This window comes from Sneathiella litorea, assembly GCF_009882915.1.
Lineage (GTDB): Bacteria > Pseudomonadota > Alphaproteobacteria > Sneathiellales > Sneathiellaceae > Sneathiella > Sneathiella litorea.
The window spans coordinates 306,645-323,083 of the sequence record NZ_WTUW01000002.1; the positions used below are offsets into that span (position 1 = coordinate 306,645).

Here is a 16,439-nt window from a genome sequence, read left to right on the forward strand (position 1 = left end):
GGGCCAGCCCTCAGGCCGCCTTGCTGGCCTTCCGTGATTTGATACGTTCCTCAATAACCGGGCGGAAGTGCCGCACCAGCCCCTGAATTGGCCAAGCCGCCGCGTCGCCAAGGGCGCAGATGGTATGGCCTTCAATCCGTTTCGATACATTGATCAACATATCGATTTCCTCAACCTCCGCATCACCGGAGACAAGACGCTGCATCACCCGCCACATCCAGCCGGTACCTTCCCGGCATGGCGTGCACTGGCCGCAGCTTTCATGCTTGTAGAAATGCGAGAGCCGCTCAATCGCGCGGATCACATCCGTCGATTTGTCCATCACGATGACAGCGGCAGTCCCGAGGCCACTCTGGGCATCGCGCAGGCTGTCAAAATCCATCAGGATATCATCGCAAATACTCTTCGGCAGCAGCGGAACGGACGATCCACCGGGAATGATCGCAAGCAGGTTATCCCAACCGCCGCGGACACCGCCCGCATGCTTCTCGATCAGCTCTTTCAGCGGAATGCCCATTTCCTCTTCCACATTGCAAGGCTTGTTCACATGACCCGAAATGCAGAAAAGCTTTGTGCCGGTGTTGTTTGGACGGCCAAGACCGGAGAACCATCCTTCCCCGCGCCGAAGAATTTCAGGCGCAACGGCGATACTCTCAACATTGTTCACGGTAGACGGACAGCCCCAGACACCAACATTTGCCGGAAACGGCGGCTTCAGGCGCGGCTGGCCTTTATTGCCTTCCAAACTCTCGATAAGAGCCGTTTCCTCACCGCAGATATAGGCGCCAGCCCCGCGATGCAGATAGATATCAAAATCATAGCCCGAGCCGGAGGCGTTCTTGCCGATCAGTCCGTCGTCATAGGCTTCCTGAATGGCAATCTCCAGATTGATCGCCTCCTGAACGAACTCACCGCGAATATAAATGTAGGCCGCAACCGCCCGCATGGCGAAACCTGCGACGAGACACCCTTCCAGCAAACGATGAGGATCGAATCGCATGATTTCCCGGTCCTTGCAGGTGCCGGGCTCGGATTCATCCGCATTCACAACAAGGTAGCTCGGCCGGCCATCGGATTCCTTCGGCATGAAGGACCATTTCAGACCCGTTGGAAAGCCGGCGCCGCCGCGGCCGCGAAGGCCACTTTCCTTCATCGCGTCGATAATGCCATCCTGCCCCATCTCGATAAGCGCCTTGGTATTATCCCAGACGCCCCGGCTTTTTGCACCGGCCAGCTTCCAATCGTGAATGCCGTAAAGATTGGTAAAAATCCGATCCTGATCTTTCAGCATTACGCGCCCTCCGTCTTTTCTAGCAATGTCGTCGGACCGCCTTCAGGCGCCGAATTGACCCGATCAATCTGTGGCCCCTTGGGCGGGACATCACCGCTTGCCAGCTTGTCGAGGACCGCCTCGAAATTTTCAGCATTCAGATCTTCGTAGAAATCATCATTGATCTGCACAATCGGTGCATTCACGCAAGCACCGAGGCATTCCACCTCCAGCAGGCTGAACATGCCATCTTCCGTGGTTTCACCATTGGTGATCCCGAGCTTATTCTTGCAGACCGCCTCCAGATCGTCGCTTCCGCGGAGCCAACAAGGCGTTGTCCGGCAAAGCTGAAGGAAATATTTCCCGACGGGCTTGAGGTTATACATGGTGTAGAAGGTCGCTACCTCCAGCACGCGCATGTAAGGAACATCCAGGAACGTCCCGACATATTCGAGCGCCTCCTTGGACAGCCAGTTCTCGTTCTGACGTTGCGCAAGGTCGAGCAGCGGCATCACCGCGCTTTGCTGTCGGCCTTCAGGATATCTCGCGATGAATTTCTTGGCCTTTTCGACATTTTCAGCCGTAAATTCAAAGGCTTTACCTGTTTCGATAACCTGACTCACCGGTCCACCTCACCAAAAACGATATCCAAACTGCCGAGAATAGCTGACGCATCGGCCAGCATATGGCCCTTGGTCAAAAAGTCCATGCCTTGCAAATGAGCAAATCCCGGCGCCCTGATCTTGCAGCGATAGGGTTTGTTTGACCCGTCAGAGACAAGATAAACGCCAAACTCCCCTTTCGGCGCCTCAACCGCTGTATAGGTCTCTCCGGCCGGCACTTTCACACCCTCTGTGTAATGTTTGAAATGATTGATCAAGGCTTCCATAGAGGTTTTCATTTCACTTCGCCGGGGCGGTGCAATTTTCGGGTCGGTCGAGAGAACCGGGCCCGGCTTCATCTGGTCCAGACATTGCGTCATGATCTTGAGCGACTGGCGCATTTCCTCCATCCGCATCAGATAGCGATCAAAGCAGTCGCCATTAAGACCGACGGGAATGTCAAAATCCATTCTCGAGTATACGTCATAAGGTTGCGCTTTCCGAAGATCCCACGCAAGACCGGTTGAGCGAAGCATCACACCGGAGAAACCCCAGGCCATAGCCTCTTCCTCGGTCACAACGCCAATATCAACGTTCCGCTGCTTAAAAATACGGTTTTCGGTAAGCAGAGCCTCGATATCATCCAGGATCGCCGGGAACTGTTCAATAAAGACCCGGATATCGTCCATCAGCTTTTCAGTGATGTCCTGATGAACGCCACCAACGCGAAAATAAGCCGCATGCATGCGGGCACCGCTGGCGCGTTCGTAGAATTCCATCAAGGTCTCGCGCTCAACGAATCCCCAAAGCATCGGCGTCGTTGCGCCAACATCCATGGCCTGCGCACAAACATTCATGATGTGATTGAGGACACGGGAGATTTCCGAAAAGAGGACGCGGATATACTGCCCGCGTTCCGGGACTTCACAGCCCAGTAATTTCTCCGCCGCCAGCACAAAGGCATGCTCCTGACTCATCGCCGCCACATAGTCGAGACGGTCGAAATAAGGCATCGCCTGCATATAGGTTTTATGCTCGATCAGCTTTTCGGTGCCACGATGGAGCAGGCCAATATGCGGATCGATCCGCTCAACCACCTCACCATCAAGTTCCATGACCATACGAAGAACACCATGAGCCGCCGGATGCTGCGGACCAAAATTCAGCGTGTAGTTTTTGATCTGGACTTCCGCCATCAGCCCTGTCCTTCTGCTTTTTCATCACCCGGCAGAACATATTCTGTTCCTTCCCAGGGACTTTCGAAATCAAACTTGCGGAATTCCTGCGTCAGATTGACCGGTTCATATACGACACGCTTCTCGTCTTCGCTGTAGCGCAGCTCAACATAACCAGTAAGCGGGAAATCTTTCCGTAAAGGATGCCCTTCAAAACCATAATCCGTCAGCATCCGCCGCAAGTCCGGATGGCCGGAAAACATGATTCCGTACATATCCCAGGCTTCACGCTCAAACCAGTTCGCGGCCGGGAACAATCCAACAACGGAGGGCACCGGCGTCCGAGCGTCCGTCTCCGCCTTGACAATAATCCTCTGGTTATGACGAAGGCTGAGCAGGTTATAGACGACATCAAAGCGTTTGGCCCGCGTCGGATAATCTACACCACAAACATCGCAGAGGATTTCAAACTTGCAGTTGGCATCATTGCGCAGGAATTCGAGAACCTTGTCTACTGATTCTGCGCGCACATTAACGGTCAACTCACTAAAGGCGACTTTGGTCGACACCACCTCATCGGAAAGTTCGGCTGCGATCAATTCGCCCAGCTCTTTTAGCGCTTCACTCATGTAACTGACGATCCCTTCCGTTAGCGCAAAAATGTACCGGTACGGTGTATTTTCTTCTGAAGCTGAAAAACACCGTAGATCAGCGCTTCTGCCGTAGGCGGACATCCGGGCACATAAATATCAACTGGCACGATTCTATCGCACCCGCGAACAACAGAATAGGAATAATGATAATATCCCCCTCCGTTCGCACAGGACCCCATGGAAATAACATAACGTGGCTCTGCCATCTGGTCATAAACCTTCCGAAGTGCCGGCGCCATTTTATTGGTAAGCGTGCCTGCAACGATCATAACATCAGACTGACGAGGCGAACCGCGCGGAACAACACCGAGACGTTCCATATCATAGCGAGGCTGCCAGGCATGCATCATCTCAACCGCACAACAAGCCAGACCGAACGTCATTGGCCACAGGGAGCCCGTACGCGCCCAATTCGCAAGCTTGTCGACCTGAGTAACGATAAAGCCCTTATCATCCAACTCTTGGCCGATCTCGCGGAAAAATGCGTCCTGGTCTTGTGTGCCGGGATGAGCTTCCGTACCGGTCAGTTCAGAACTTACTCCCATTCCAGAGCTCCCTTTTTCCACTCATAAATAAATCCAATTGTGAGGATCCCGAGGAAAACCATCATCGACCAGAAACCGTAGAGCCCGACGCCGCCGAGGGATACTGACCAGGGGAACAGAAAGGCGACTTCAAGATCGAAAATGATAAACAGGATGGCGACCAGGTAAAACCGGACGTCAAACTGATTACGGGCATCGTCAAAGGGTTCGAAACCGCATTCATACGGGGAAAGCTTTTCAGCATCAGGATGCTGCGCTGCGACAACCATCGAGGCAATCACAATCACTGCCGACAAGCCGACGGCTAACCCCAGAAAAATCAGAATGGGCAAATATTCTACAAGCAAGGCTTCCATAATATCAAAACTGCCACGACAAACAGGTCAAGATCAACCCATTTGGCAGCAACCTCTCCTTCGAAATTACGTTCGGTATTATAGTGTCGGGTTATAAGGAAGAAAACCGAATTAGCAACAAAATTCCGCCCTAATTCAAAATGTGGTGACCCACAGCAGGGTATGCGCCGATGGTGGGCGCAAACATCCTAAATTATTCGCAGTTTTGGGAAAAGTGGCGGGAGTGACGGGGCTCGAACCCGCGACCTCCGGCGTGACAGGCCGGCGCTCTAACCAACTGAGCTACACCCCCGCAGGGACGCTGTTTTGTATTGGACCAGTAAGGCCCTGTCAAGCCGCATAAAAAAGAATTCGAAAAAAATTTTCGGTCTTTCGCGACAAACCTGAATTCATTGCATAAACCGCGACTATCGGGGTGCTTGGAAACATTGTTCATGTTACCGCCACACGTCAGGATCACCAGTTTTCTGCTATTTCTATCCAGATCAAGACAACGCCCAGATCCCTTTCGCGCAGACAACGCACAATCAGGCAGGCATATAAAAAACAGCTTATTGTATGAAAATGGTGGGTGATGAGAGATTCGAACTCCCGACCCTCTCGGTGTAAACGAGATGCTCTAACCAGCTGAGCTAATCACCCATTTTTCAAGCGAGCCCGTGTATATCAACCTACACCGGCAATTGGAAGTAAAAAAATGAAGCCAGGTCCAAATAATTGAACCTGGCATTCATTTTGGTCTGTAACCGTAATTGTTACTTGTTGACCGAGTCCTTCAAGGCTTTACCAGCTTTGAATTTCGGCTGTTTGGAAGCCGGAATCTTGATCGTTTCGCCCGTGCGTGGATTACGCCCTTCTGAAGCTTTGCGATCAGCAACGCTGAACGTGCCGAAGCCAACCAAGCGAACTTCATCGCCACCACTTAAGGCGCCGGAAACCGCTTCGAGAACTGCATCAACACTTTTCCCTGCTTCTGCTTTCCCCAGACCTGAAATATCAGCTACTGCGGCAATGAGATCATTCTTATTCACTATAAGCCCCCTTCAATTTAGACTTGAACATATCTAATCAAGAAATTCGTTTAAGACGGTGGAATACTAGTTTGTCGGCTGCCCCGGGTCAAAGGGAAAAGTGAAGATATCCCCAACTTTTCTGCGGTTTTGACCCGGTTTTCAATTAATGTCAGTGGGTTGTTACACCATCCTCAACTTTTCGCTGAGCAGCCGCTCCGGCGAGTTCCTTCGCCAGTTCCTCCTCGGTCCAATTCAATGGAACGAGTGGTTTCGTCAAGGCATGTTTCAGAACTTCCGAGACTTCAGAAACAGGGATAATTTCCAGCCCCTCTTTCACATTATCCGGAATTTCCGCAAGATCCTTTTCATTCTCCTTTGGAATCAACACCTTCTTGATGCCCCCGCGAAGAGCTGCCAAAAGTTTTTCCTTCAGCCCGCCGATCGGCAGCACCCGGCCGCGTAATGTTACCTCGCCTGTCATGGCGACATCCTTGCTCACCGGAATATTTGTCAGCACCGAAATAATCGAGGTCACCATGGCCACACCGGCGGATGGTCCATCCTTTGGCGTTGCGCCCTCGGGCACATGAACATGGATATCATGCTTGTCAAAATCCGTGGGTTTCACGCCCATTTCAAGGCAACGCGATTGTACAAAGCTTTTCGCCGCCTGAACGGATTCCTGCATGACATCACCGAGTTTACCGGTAATCTGCATCCGGCCCTTGCCGTAAAGCTTGACCGCTTCAATCGTCAGCAGTTCGCCGCCAACTTCGGTCCAGGCAAGCCCTGTCGTCAGGCCAACCTGATCATTTTCCTCCACCTCGCCGAAACGATACCGGCGGACACCCGCATAATCCTTCAGGTTATCCGTTGTAATGGCTACGGATTTTACCCCGTCGGTGATGATCTGCTTGATCGACTTACGGCACAGCTTGGCAAATTCCCGCTCCAGATTACGAACTCCAGCTTCGCGGGCGTAATAACGGATAAGATCGCGGATAGCTTCATCCGTAATGGACCATTCATCCTGTTTCAGGCCATGGGCCTTCATCTGCTTCTTCACCAGATGACGTTTCGCAATCTCGACTTTTTCATCTTCGGTATAGCCCGACAGATGAATGATTTCCATGCGATCGCGCAACGGGCCCGGCATGTTAAGCGAGTTTGCTGTACAGATGAACATCACCTCCGATAGGTCGAATTCAACTTCAAGATAATGATCCGCAAAAGTTGCATTTTGCTCTGGATCCAGCACTTCAAGCAGCGCAGAAGATGGATCGCCCCGGAAATCATTGCCGAGTTTATCAATTTCATCAAACAGGAAGAGCGGATTACTGGACTTGGCCTTCTTCATTGACTGAATGACCTTGCCCGGCATGGAGCCGATATAGGTCCGGCGATGGCCGCGAATTTCCGCTTCGTCACGCACTCCGCCTAACGCTACACGGACAAAATTCCGGCCCGTCGCCTTGGCAACAGATTTACCAAGTGAGGTTTTACCAACACCGGGAGGACCAACAAGACAAAGGATCGATCCCCGAATTTTCTTCATGCGCTGCTGCACAGCAAGATATTCAATGATACGTTCCTTGACCTTTTCCAGACCATAATGATCGTCATCCAGAATTTTTTCCGCCCGGACAAGGTCCTTCTTGATACGTGTACGCTTGTTCCATGGCAGGCTGATGATCCAGTCGAGATAATTGCGGACAACAGTCGCTTCTGCTGACATCGGGCTCATGTTACGGAGTTTCTTCATCTCCTGATTACATTTTTCGAGCGCTTCTTTCGTTAGCTTGGTCTTGGCGATCTTCTCTTCAAGCTCGGTCAGTTCATCGCGGCCGTCCTCGCCCTCACCCAGTTCTTTCTGGATCGCCTTCATCTGCTCATTCAGATAATATTCGCGTTGGGTTTTCTCCATCTGGCGCTTCACCCGGCTGCGAATTTTCTTCTCAACCTGCAGGACACCAATCTCGTCTTCCATCAGCGCGTAGACACGCTCCAGCCGTTCTGTCGCGCTTTCGATTTCAAGCAGTTCCTGCTTTTCAGAAATCTTGAGCGCCATGTGCGACGCCATTGTATCAGCAAGCTTAGACGGCTCATCAATCTGATTCAGCGAGACAAGGACTTCCGGCGGAATCTTGCGATTGAGCTTCACATACTGTTCAAACTGCGAAATGACCGACCGAGCCAACGCCTCCAACTCAGGCGTATCGGCATCTTTTTCTTCAAGAATTTCCGCATGGGCCTGGAAGAAGTCTGGGTTATCGAGAAACTTTTCAATCCGTGCCCGCTCGCCGCCTTCGACCAGGACTTTGACCGTCCCGTCCGGGAGTTTCAAAAGCTGCAGGACTGATGCAATCGTACCTACGCGATGAATATCTTCCTCACCCGGATCGTCCTGGCTCGCGTTCTTCTGCGACACCAGAAGGATTTGCTTGTCATCCTTCATCACGTCTTCGAGTGCCCGTACGGATTTGTCGCGCCCGACGAACAGCGGAACAATCATATGCGGGAATACGACAATATCGCGAAGCGGAAGAACCGGAAATATCTGCGTACGAGGTGTATCAATCATCATGTTGCCTTCTGGGACCGGCGCGGTGACATGCCGTAGCAGCCGGATAATACATGCTGGTCCTGACTAATTAAAAACAGTGGGAAGGGGCTCCCTTCCCACATTGCCGGATTACGCGCTACTCGTCGCGTCCTGCCGGTCAGCATATATATGGAGAGGCTGAGTCCCACCGTCAACCACCTCTGCATTAATAACGATTTCCTCCACCCCTTCAAGAGACGGAAGATCGTACATTGAATCCAGAAGGATATTTTCCATGATTGACCGGAGGCCACGGGCACCTGTCTTGCGAATGATCGCCTTCTTGGCGATGGCCGACAGCGCATCATCTGTAAAGGTCAGATTGATATTCTCCATATCGAACAAGCGCTGATACTGTTTGACCAAGGCATTCTTCGGGGAGGTCAGAATTTCAATCAACGCTTCCTCATCGAGGTTCTCAAGCGTGGCAACAACCGGGAGACGGCCAACAAATTCGGGAATAAGCCCGAATTTCAGGAGATCTTCCGGCTCAACGTCCTTCAACGTCTCGCCAACATTACGATCCTCTTCCGCCTCGACAGAAGCACCGAAACCAATGGAGGTATCTTTCCCGCGCGAGCCGATAATCTTATCGAGACCGGCGAAAGCGCCGCCACAGATAAACAGGATATTCGTCGTATCAACCTGCAGGAATTCCTGCTGCGGATGCTTGCGACCGCCTTGCGGCGGAACGGAGGCAACAGTGCCTTCCATGATTTTCAGAAGTGCCTGCTGCACGCCCTCGCCCGATACATCCCGGGTGATAGACGGATTATCAGATTTCCGGCTTATCTTGTCTACCTCATCGATATAGACGATACCGCGCTGCGCCCGCTCTACATTGTAATCAGCGGACTGCAACAACTTGAGAATGATATTCTCCACATCCTCACCAACATAACCGGCTTCGGTCAGGGTCGTGGCATCCGCCATGGTGAAAGGAACATCAAGAATACGGGCCAGTGTTTGGGCAAGCAGCGTCTTGCCGCACCCGGTCGGACCGATCAGCAGAATGTTGGATTTTGCAAGTTCCACGTCATCCGATTTACCACTATGGTGTAACCGCTTGTAATGGTTATGGACAGCAACGGACAAAACCCTTTTTGCGTGAAACTGGCCAATCACATAGTCGTCCAGAACCTTGCAAATTTCCATTGGTGTAGGAACACCATCATTCGTCTTTACCAGGGTGCTTTTGTGTTCTTCGCGAATAATATCCATGCACAGCTCAACGCATTCATCGCAAATGAACACAGTCGGTCCCGCGATCAGCTTTCTCACTTCGTGCTGGCTCTTGCCGCAGAAGGAGCAGTACAGGGTATTTTTCGAATCTCCACCACTTAATTTGGTCATAAATACTCCAATAGTCCGTTCGACTTTTCATATTAGCCGTCGTCACTGCGGGCGACAACAATAATGTTCATCTCATCGAAATCAATGGCGGCTAACCGTTTTGATCAGGTCGAGGATATATAATATGTAAAATTGACTCAACTTTTCGTTAACATGACGTAACTAACGCCTGTTTTACGAAAAACAAATCAGTTCGTACTGCGGAGTTACTTGGATTTCGTGTCGTCTTCGTCTGCATCCGTAGGACGCTTCATTACGACTTCATCGACCAGACCAAACTCCTTAGCCTCTTCTGCGGTCATGAAGTTGTCTCGTTCCATCGACGCCTCAATTACATCCAGCGGCTGCCCCGTATGTTCAACATAGAGCTTGTTGAGCCGAGCTCGCACTTTCAGGATTTCACGAGCCTGGATTTCAATATCCGTAGCCTGCCCCTGCGCACCGCCTGACGGCTGATGGATCATAATCCTTGCGTTGGGAAGGCTATATCTCTTGCCTTTTGTACCGGCCGTTAGCAGGAAGGAGCCCATGGAAGCCGCCTGTCCAATACAAACAGTTGCGATATCGGGCTTGATATATTGCATCGTATCATAAATGGCGAGTCCCGACGTTACGACACCCCCAGGCGAGTTGATATACATATAGATCGGCTTTTTCGGATTTTCAGCTTCCAGAAAGAGAAGCTGAGCCGTAATCAGCCCCGCCATGCCGTCTTGAACCTGACCGGTAACGAAAATAATCCGTTCTTTCAGCAGGCGGGAAAAAATATCGTAAGACCGCTCCCCGCGGGCTGTTTGCTCCACCACCATCGGGACCAAGTTATTCATATAGGTGTCGATGACATCAACCATTCTCGCGTTTCCTTCAATTCAGCAGCTGCGCCACGTCATCATATATGTACGACGAGCGCAACTGCAAATCCGCTTTTCCTGTTTCCAGGACTATTTCTTTTCAGCCGCCTTCTTGGCAGCCGGTTTTTTTGCGGTGGTTTTCTTAGGAGCCGCCTTTTTCGGTGCGGCCTTTTTGGCTGCGGGCTTCTTCGTCGGCTTCTCAGCCTCTTCCTCGTCCGGATCCTTCATCAGCTCGTCAACGGAAACTTTCTTTTCCGTAACCGTCGCCAACTCGGAAATAAAGTCAATAACCTTATCCTCGAAAATCGGAGCCCGAAGCTGTGCCTGCATTTCAGGACGTTTCTGGAACATCTCAAAAATCATCTGTTCCTGACCGGGATAGTTGCGTGCTTGCGCAACCATGGCCTGGTTCACCTCGTCCTGGGAAACCTCGATATTATTAATCCGGCCGACTTCTGCCAGCAACAAACCAAGGCGCACGCGGCGTTCAGCAATATCCATATATTCTGTACGCAGTTCTTCCTCAGACTTGTCCTGATCTTCAAGCTTCTGGCCAGACTGTTCCAGTTCCTGCTCAAACTGCTTCCAGATGTTATCGAACTCACCCTGTTTCATTCCGGGCGGTACTTCGAAATCATGGGCATCTGCCATGGCATCAAGCATGTTGCGTTTCAACGACTGACGCGAAAACTGGTTATATTGTTCGCCAATTTGTCCACGAACAGCATCCTTCAGGGCGTTCAGGTCATCAAGACCAAGTTTTTTGGCAAACTCGTCATTGATTTCGACTTCCGCGCTTTCACGTACTTCATGAACCTTCACCTCAAACACGGCATCCTTACCAGCAAGGTGTTCAGCGCCATAATTTTCCGGGAAAGTTACGTTTACTTCAACTTCATCGCCGCCCTTGGTGCCGACAAGCTGCTCTTCAAAACCAGGAATAAAGCTATTGGAGCCGAGCTCCAACTGATGTCCTTCGGCAGAACCACCTTCAAAGGCCTCACCGTCTACCTTGCCGACAAAATCGATCTGGAGGGCATCGCCCTCTTTCGATTTGCGGTTCTTGGAAACAGCAACGAAATTCTTCTGCTGTCCGGCAATTTCCGTCAGCGCCTCATCCACCTTTTCTTCCTCGACTTCGGCGACCAGTTTTTCCAGCTTCAGCTTGGAAAAATCCATCGGTGTAAAGTCTGGCATAATCTCGACTTCCAGGGTGAATTCAAGATCCGTCCCTTCATCGAACTTGGTGATTTCAATTTTCGGCTGCTGAGCGGGGCGCAGTTCATTTTCATCAAGCGCCTTCTGGCTCATCTCATTGACGGTCTGCTCAAGCACTTCGCCCATGACAGATTTGCCAAACCGCTGACGCAAGATTGCAAGGGGAACTTTACCTGGGCGAAACCCCGGAAGTTTCACTTCTGCACCGACAGTTGTCAGCTTTTCCGTAACTTTCGTATCGATTTCCGCTGCCTCAACAACAATCGTGAAATCCCGCTTTAAACCGTCAGAGTTAGTCTGTGTAATTTGCATGAACGATCGCCCGTCATCTTTAATTTAGCAAAAAACGCATCCCGCCCCATTTTGTGACGAAAAGCGCCAGCCCGAAAGCTTCCTTCAGTGTATTGGTGCGGGTGGAGGGAATCGAACCCCCACTTCATAAGAAACTGGTACCTAAAACCAGCGCGTCTACCAATTCCGCCACACCCGCATCATTTTGCACCCGCTGCGTCCGCTATAATTATGAACGCTCTAAACGAGAGCGGCTGTCTATAGCATATGATTTCTGGGATTGACTAGGGGAATTACCAATAAAGGGCGAGAAAAATTAAAAGAACCAAACTCGCCGGGATCTGTTGGGTGAAATAGGTGCCAATATGGGCGATGGGACAAGCAAAAGCATTTATAAACGACGAGGTGCTTTTTGCGTCGTCCTTTATAGTTCTAAATTAAGAGATTACTGAGCGGCCTGGAAATCCCGCTCGAAAATCGCTAGGGCCAGAACATTTGTGCCGGAAGGTTCCTGAAAACCTGTGCGGAGGACCGTTTTTTCATAATGGACATGCGGAATGCCCTGATTGTCGTCTTCTATTCGAAGTACTGTTGCTTGTTCTTGCAAGCTCAACATCATACGCCGGTAAAAGATATCGCCAGAAGCGATCCGGTCCCGCAAACTTTGCTTTCTAAAAAACATATATATCACCCATAAAAATTATCGGCCTTTGCAGTAATATCCCGTTTATAAACACAAATCGTAAAAAAACTGTTGATGAATACGTTGTTTTTTACGCTTTTTCGAGACTCTCCAAAAGTTCCGATAAAATCTCCGGGACTACTCTTTCAATATCCTCCGAAATAAGGCCTGGCCCAAGTTTCTGGCCTGCGGCGCCATGCAACCAGACAGCGGTCGCAGCCGCCGAAAAAGCTGCCATCCCGCCAGAGAACAGTCCCGCAATGAGGCCCCCAAGTACATCGCCCGAGCCAGCTGTCGCAAGATAAGGAGGTGCATTGTGATTTATGACCGCTTTTCCATCCGGTGTTGAAACCACCGTATCCGCACCTTTCAGGAGAACAACTGCCCCGGAAAGTTCGGCCGCAGATCGCGCCCGCTCCAGCTTGGAGCCGGCAAAGGAAAATATCCGTTCAAACTCCGCTTCATGGGGCGTCAATATGACTTCCCCCTCGCCTTTTTCCTTGATCAGTGAAAATAGCGTATCCGGCTCATCCTTGAAAACCGTGAGGGCATCCGCATCAATGATGACATTGGCGTTGCCTTCAAGGGCGATCCGCGTGAATTCCCGTGTTCTGTCCGTAATGCCATTGCCCGGACCGATGAGCACAGTTCCTATGCGCCGCGAGCGAAGCCAGTCTGCAAACTCATCTGCCTCCTTAAATGATGTGACCATCACCGCTTCCAGCGCCATGGAATATATCACCAAAGCGGAGGGCGGGCTGACAATTGTTGTCGCGCCGGCACCAGCCCGAAGGGAAGCGCGCGCCGCAAGACGTGCGGCCCCGGTGGAGGAAACACCCCCGCCGATCACCGCAACATGCCCTCGGCTGTATTTCTGTATTTCCGGCAATAGGAGTGGCAAGTCATCCTGCCAGAGATCAGGTCCGTTCAAATGCGTATCGGGATCAATTTCCTCAAGATAATCTGGAGCAATCCCGATATCGATAATCCTGAGCTTCCCACAGAAGGATCGGCCAGGATAAAGAAAATGACCGGGTTTCGCCCGAAAAAAGGTCACTGTCATTGCAGCGGGAATCGCGTTCGGATCGACCGCACCGGTATCCCCGTTGACACCGCTTGGCACATCCACGGCGACGACGGGAACGGACGCCTTTTTGATTCCGGACAACAGCTTGGAAACATCTTCTTCCAGAAAGCGCGAAAATCCGGCCCCGAATACCGCGTCCACGACAAGATCCAAATTCGTGATTACGACTTCATGTGGAGACAGAATATCCCCCACCCATTTGTCCCGCATTACGGCGGCATCGCCTTTCAGAACTGAGGGGTCGACAACGGAGGCAACGTCGACTTCCCATCCTGCATCCATCAAATACCGGGCAATTACATACCCATCGCCGCCATTGTTTCCGGGCCCACACACCACAAGGCACCGCCCCGTCGGCCAGTCCCCAAGAATTATATCCGCTATACCGGCGCCCGCCGCTTCCATCAGGGTCGTCCCGGAAACGCCCCCCTCCATGGCGAGACGATCCGCCTGATACATTTCTCCGACGCTAAGGAGTTCCGATGGGAAGGTCATGGAATCAGAGTAGCCTGTCTAAATCAGGTCGCGCCCCGACAACCGGGGAGACTTGCTCAAACGCGAAGGCTGCATTCAGAACAGCAAGGTCATCCTGCATCGGTCCGACAATTTGCAAGCCAATTGGCAGACCATCACTCGAAAAGCCACAATTAATAGAGCAAGCCGGTTGCTGGGTCAGGTTGAACGGATAGGAGAAGGGCGTCCAGTCAACCCAGGCGCCCACTGCCGCCAGATCCTCCGGCGCCAGCTTTCCTGCCTCAAAGGCCGGAATAGACAGCGCCGGTGTGACTAACAAATCATAGGTTTTATGGAACTGACGCATTCTGACACCGAGTTCACCCCGCGCCTGGTTCGCCTCCAGATAATCGGTGAGGGTTATTTTTGCCCCCTCCTCCACCACTATACGCAGGCCCGGATCAAGTTCACTGAGCTGCTTGTCACTCAGGTTTCGGAGCGCAAAGGCTGCCCCGGACCACCAAAGCGTATTGAATATCGGCAAGGGATTATCAAACCCCGGGTCAACCTCCTCAACAATGGCGCCGAGATCCTCAAAAAGCGTTACTGCACTTTTGACCGCTGCTGCCACTTCAGGGTGCACTGTCGCATAGCCAAGTGTTGGGCTATAGGCAATCCTCTTCCCGCGAATAGAGGCAGAAAGACCCGCAAGATAATCTGTATCTGTCGGCGGTAGCGAGGTCCAGTCCCGCACGTCGGGTTCGCTCAGGACCTGAAGCATGATCGCTCCGTCCCGGACGTTCCGCGTCATCGGTCCCACATGGGCAACAGTACCAAAGGGAGAGAGCGGCCAGGCAGGAACCCTCCCATAACTAGCCTTGATCCCGAATATTCCGGTAAACGAAGCGGGAATACGGATCGAACCTCCCCCGTCCGTCCCAACGTGGAAAACGCCCATTCCTGCCGCGCAGGCCGCCGACGCGCCTCCGCTGGAGCCGCCAGGCGTTGTATTCTTGTTCCAGGGATTGCGCGTAATGCCAGTCCGGGGGCTGTCCGTCACCCCTTTCCAGCCGAATTCCGGTGTCGTTGTCTTACCCAGGATCACCGCACCATGTTCTTTCAGGCGCGCTGTGCAAGGGGCATCATCATTCCACGGCCCCGCGGCGTCCACGCTCAAAGATCCGCGCAATGTCGGCCAACCTTCGGTGAGGAGTAGATCCTTTATGGTCGTCGGCACACCGTCAATAAGACCCATCGGTGTTGCCGCCCGCCAGCGCGCCTCCGACTCACGCGCCCGGGCCAGCGCATAGTCCTCATCCACAATTACGAAGGCATTCAACGCACTGTTATACATCTCGATCTGGGCCAGCGCCGCTTTCGTCGCCTCTACCGGGGAAATTGCGCCGTCCCTGTAACCATCAAGTAATTCCGTTGCAGTTGCAAAGGCCAAATCGTTGTTCATGACGCCCCCCATTTATTCTCTTTCCTCGATGAAGAAAGAGTAGGCGTTCACGCGAAAACAGGCAACTGTCATTCCTTGACGCCGGGTATTTTTATGGTCATATGATCAGGAATGCCCAAACAACCTTTCCAAAACCCAAAGACCAAGATCGGACGTTTTATACTCGGATGGTCGCTTGTCATCGGCGGGGCTTTTGGATTTCTCCCCGTTCTCGGATTTTGGATGATACCGCTCGGCCTGCTCATTCTCTCGACCGATTACGCCTTCGCCCGACGTTGGCGCAGGAAACTGCTTGTGTGGATTGGAAAACGCCAGAAGAAGCGTAACGGAAACGAACATCAGGAAAGCAAAACCCCTTCCAACTCAAACAGTTGAAAGGGGTTTCTTGAGTTAATACAGTCAATTAAGACGCATAGCGATTGCTCTCTGTAAGAAATATGGGATTTCTCTAGATTTCTTGTATTTTGGTAAAATTAAGGATTTACCCAGCGAGCTCTTTGATTTGTGGATTAGCTCAAGCCCTGAAGACAATTGAAGCGTTTCAAGAAATAAAATAGATGGCTCGCAAACTCACAAAGTAAAATATGCCACGCCTTAAGGACAGTTTCGCGACTCGATAAGAACAAAATATGAGTTGGACTGGAAAACCGCTAGCAGAAAATTGTAAAATCGAGCACAATGACGACAGCAAAAACCCCAAGAAACCGTATAGGTTTCAAGGGGTTGATTTGGGGCGAACGAGGGGTCTTGAACCCCCGACCTCCTGAGTCACAGTCAGGCGCTCTAACCAACTGAGCTACGTTCGCCGTAAGAGCGGCCCTGTTTA

The 16,439-nt window shown here is 51.7% G+C and carries 15 protein-coding genes and 4 tRNA genes; 1 reads left to right on the forward strand and 18 read right to left on the reverse strand.

Translation table 11 applies throughout. The annotated features are described in order from the left end of the window. Positions 1-10: 10 nt before the first annotated feature. The 17 genes from nuoF to GQE98_RS07755 all read right to left on the reverse strand — a co-directional run bounded on the left by nuoF (position 11) and on the right by GQE98_RS07755 (position 15,613). On the reverse strand, positions 11-1,291 hold the full coding sequence (gene nuoF / locus GQE98_RS07675) for an NADH-quinone oxidoreductase subunit NuoF (protein WP_161315091.1): 1,281 nt from the start codon (positions 1,289-1,291) through the stop codon (positions 11-13). Further along, positions 1,291-1,893 carry an NADH-quinone oxidoreductase subunit NuoE gene (gene nuoE / locus GQE98_RS07680; protein WP_161315092.1) on the reverse strand — a complete coding sequence of 201 codons (603 nt, stop codon included), beginning with the start codon at positions 1,891-1,893 and terminating at the stop codon, positions 1,291-1,293. The genes nuoF and nuoE overlap by 1 nt, the downstream gene beginning before the upstream one ends. After that, positions 1,890-3,068: an NADH-quinone oxidoreductase subunit D gene (locus GQE98_RS07685; protein WP_161315093.1), complete on the reverse strand. Its 1,179-nt coding sequence runs from the start codon at positions 3,066-3,068 to the stop codon at positions 1,890-1,892. Before GQE98_RS07685 ends, nuoE begins: the two co-directional genes overlap by 4 nt. Then, positions 3,068-3,676, reverse strand: a complete 609-nt coding sequence (locus tag GQE98_RS07690; RefSeq protein ID WP_161315094.1) for an NADH-quinone oxidoreductase subunit C — start codon at positions 3,674-3,676, stop codon at positions 3,068-3,070. Before GQE98_RS07690 ends, GQE98_RS07685 begins: the two co-directional genes overlap by 1 nt. Before the next feature lie 20 nt (positions 3,677-3,696). Further along, complete coding sequence (locus GQE98_RS07695) at positions 3,697-4,245, reverse strand: NuoB/complex I 20 kDa subunit family protein (protein WP_161315095.1); 549 nt, start codon at positions 4,243-4,245, stop codon at positions 3,697-3,699. Beyond that, the gene (locus GQE98_RS07700) at positions 4,236-4,601 is read right to left on the reverse strand and encodes an NADH-quinone oxidoreductase subunit A (RefSeq protein WP_161315096.1); all 366 of its coding nucleotides are present in this window, start codon (positions 4,599-4,601) and stop codon (positions 4,236-4,238) included. Before GQE98_RS07700 ends, GQE98_RS07695 begins: the two co-directional genes overlap by 10 nt. A 215-nt stretch (positions 4,602-4,816) precedes the next feature. Then, positions 4,817-4,893: transfer RNA gene (locus tag GQE98_RS07705), tRNA-Asp, on the reverse strand. A 273-nt stretch (positions 4,894-5,166) separates the two neighbouring features. After that, a tRNA-Val gene (locus GQE98_RS07710) sits at positions 5,167-5,243 on the reverse strand. A gap of 113 nt (positions 5,244-5,356) precedes the next feature. Continuing rightward, on the reverse strand, positions 5,357-5,632 hold the full coding sequence (locus tag GQE98_RS07715; protein ID WP_161315097.1) for an HU family DNA-binding protein: 276 nt from the start codon (positions 5,630-5,632) through the stop codon (positions 5,357-5,359). A 151-nt stretch (positions 5,633-5,783) separates the two neighbouring features. Continuing rightward, complete coding sequence (gene lon / locus GQE98_RS07720) at positions 5,784-8,195, reverse strand: endopeptidase La (RefSeq protein WP_161316224.1); 2,412 nt, start codon at positions 8,193-8,195, stop codon at positions 5,784-5,786. A 111-nt stretch (positions 8,196-8,306) separates the two neighbouring features. Beyond that, positions 8,307-9,569: an ATP-dependent Clp protease ATP-binding subunit ClpX gene (gene clpX, locus GQE98_RS07725; protein ID WP_161315098.1), complete on the reverse strand. Its 1,263-nt coding sequence runs from the start codon at positions 9,567-9,569 to the stop codon at positions 8,307-8,309. A gap of 206 nt (positions 9,570-9,775) precedes the next feature. Further along, positions 9,776-10,420 carry an ATP-dependent Clp endopeptidase proteolytic subunit ClpP gene (gene clpP / locus GQE98_RS07730; protein WP_161315099.1) on the reverse strand — a complete coding sequence of 215 codons (645 nt, stop codon included), beginning with the start codon at positions 10,418-10,420 and terminating at the stop codon, positions 9,776-9,778. Positions 10,421-10,510: 90 nt separating this feature from the next. Then, positions 10,511-11,950 (reverse strand): trigger factor, encoded by a 1,440-nt coding sequence (gene tig / locus GQE98_RS07735; protein WP_161315100.1) that lies wholly within the window; start codon positions 11,948-11,950, stop codon positions 10,511-10,513. A 93-nt stretch (positions 11,951-12,043) separates the two neighbouring features. Beyond that, positions 12,044-12,128: transfer RNA gene (locus tag GQE98_RS07740), tRNA-Leu, on the reverse strand. Positions 12,129-12,374: 246 nt separating this feature from the next. Next, the gene (locus GQE98_RS07745) at positions 12,375-12,611 is read right to left on the reverse strand and encodes a hypothetical protein (RefSeq protein WP_161315101.1); all 237 of its coding nucleotides are present in this window, start codon (positions 12,609-12,611) and stop codon (positions 12,375-12,377) included. 91 nt (positions 12,612-12,702) lie between these two features. Next, positions 12,703-14,193 carry an NAD(P)H-hydrate dehydratase gene (locus GQE98_RS07750; RefSeq protein WP_161315102.1) on the reverse strand — a complete coding sequence of 497 codons (1,491 nt, stop codon included), beginning with the start codon at positions 14,191-14,193 and terminating at the stop codon, positions 12,703-12,705. Positions 14,194-14,197: 4 nt separating this feature from the next. Then, positions 14,198-15,613, reverse strand: a complete 1,416-nt coding sequence (locus GQE98_RS07755; RefSeq protein ID WP_161315103.1) for an amidase — start codon at positions 15,611-15,613, stop codon at positions 14,198-14,200. A gap of 111 nt (positions 15,614-15,724) precedes the next feature. Here GQE98_RS07755 and GQE98_RS18405 point away from each other — a divergent pair, with 111 nt between their 5' ends. After that, entirely contained in the window at positions 15,725-15,988 is a 264-nt protein-coding gene (locus GQE98_RS18405; protein ID WP_161315104.1) for a PGPGW domain-containing protein, read from the forward strand. 354 nt (positions 15,989-16,342) lie between these two features. Here the strand turns inward: GQE98_RS18405 and GQE98_RS07765 are convergent. Then, positions 16,343-16,419 (reverse strand) — tRNA-His (locus GQE98_RS07765). Between the last annotated feature and the right edge of the window lie 20 nt (positions 16,420-16,439).

What these genes read in the sequence shown, in the direction of transcription:
- nuoF (WP_161315091.1), bottom strand. Translation starts at nt 1,291, where the DNA reads ATGCTGAAAGATCAGGATCGGATTTTTACCAATCTTTACGGCATTCAC.
- GQE98_RS07685 (WP_161315093.1), bottom strand. Translation starts at nt 3,068, where the DNA reads ATGGCGGAAGTCCAGATCAAAAACTACACGCTGAATTTTGGTCCGCAG.
- GQE98_RS07690 (WP_161315094.1), bottom strand. Translation starts at nt 3,676, where the DNA reads ATGAGTGAAGCGCTAAAAGAGCTGGGCGAATTGATCGCAGCCGAACTT.
- GQE98_RS07695 (WP_161315095.1), bottom strand. Translation starts at nt 4,245, where the DNA reads ATGGGAGTAAGTTCTGAACTGACCGGTACGGAAGCTCATCCCGGCACA.
- GQE98_RS07700 (WP_161315096.1), bottom strand. Translation starts at nt 4,601, where the DNA reads ATGGAAGCCTTGCTTGTAGAATATTTGCCCATTCTGATTTTTCTGGGG.
- lon (WP_161316224.1), bottom strand. Translation starts at nt 8,195, where the DNA reads ATGATTGATACACCTCGTACGCAGATATTTCCGGTTCTTCCGCTTCGC.
- clpX (WP_161315098.1), bottom strand. Translation starts at nt 9,569, where the DNA reads ATGACCAAATTAAGTGGTGGAGATTCGAAAAATACCCTGTACTGCTCC.
- clpP (WP_161315099.1), bottom strand. Translation starts at nt 10,420, where the DNA reads ATGGTTGATGTCATCGACACCTATATGAATAACTTGGTCCCGATGGTG.
- tig (WP_161315100.1), bottom strand. Translation starts at nt 11,950, where the DNA reads ATGCAAATTACACAGACTAACTCTGACGGTTTAAAGCGGGATTTCACG.
- GQE98_RS07745 (WP_161315101.1), bottom strand. Translation starts at nt 12,611, where the DNA reads ATGTTTTTTAGAAAGCAAAGTTTGCGGGACCGGATCGCTTCTGGCGAT.
- GQE98_RS07750 (WP_161315102.1), bottom strand. Translation starts at nt 14,193, where the DNA reads ATGACCTTCCCATCGGAACTCCTTAGCGTCGGAGAAATGTATCAGGCG.
- GQE98_RS07755 (WP_161315103.1), bottom strand. Translation starts at nt 15,613, where the DNA reads ATGAACAACGATTTGGCCTTTGCAACTGCAACGGAATTACTTGATGGT.
- GQE98_RS18405 (WP_161315104.1), top strand. Translation starts at nt 15,725, where the DNA reads ATGCCCAAACAACCTTTCCAAAACCCAAAGACCAAGATCGGACGTTTT.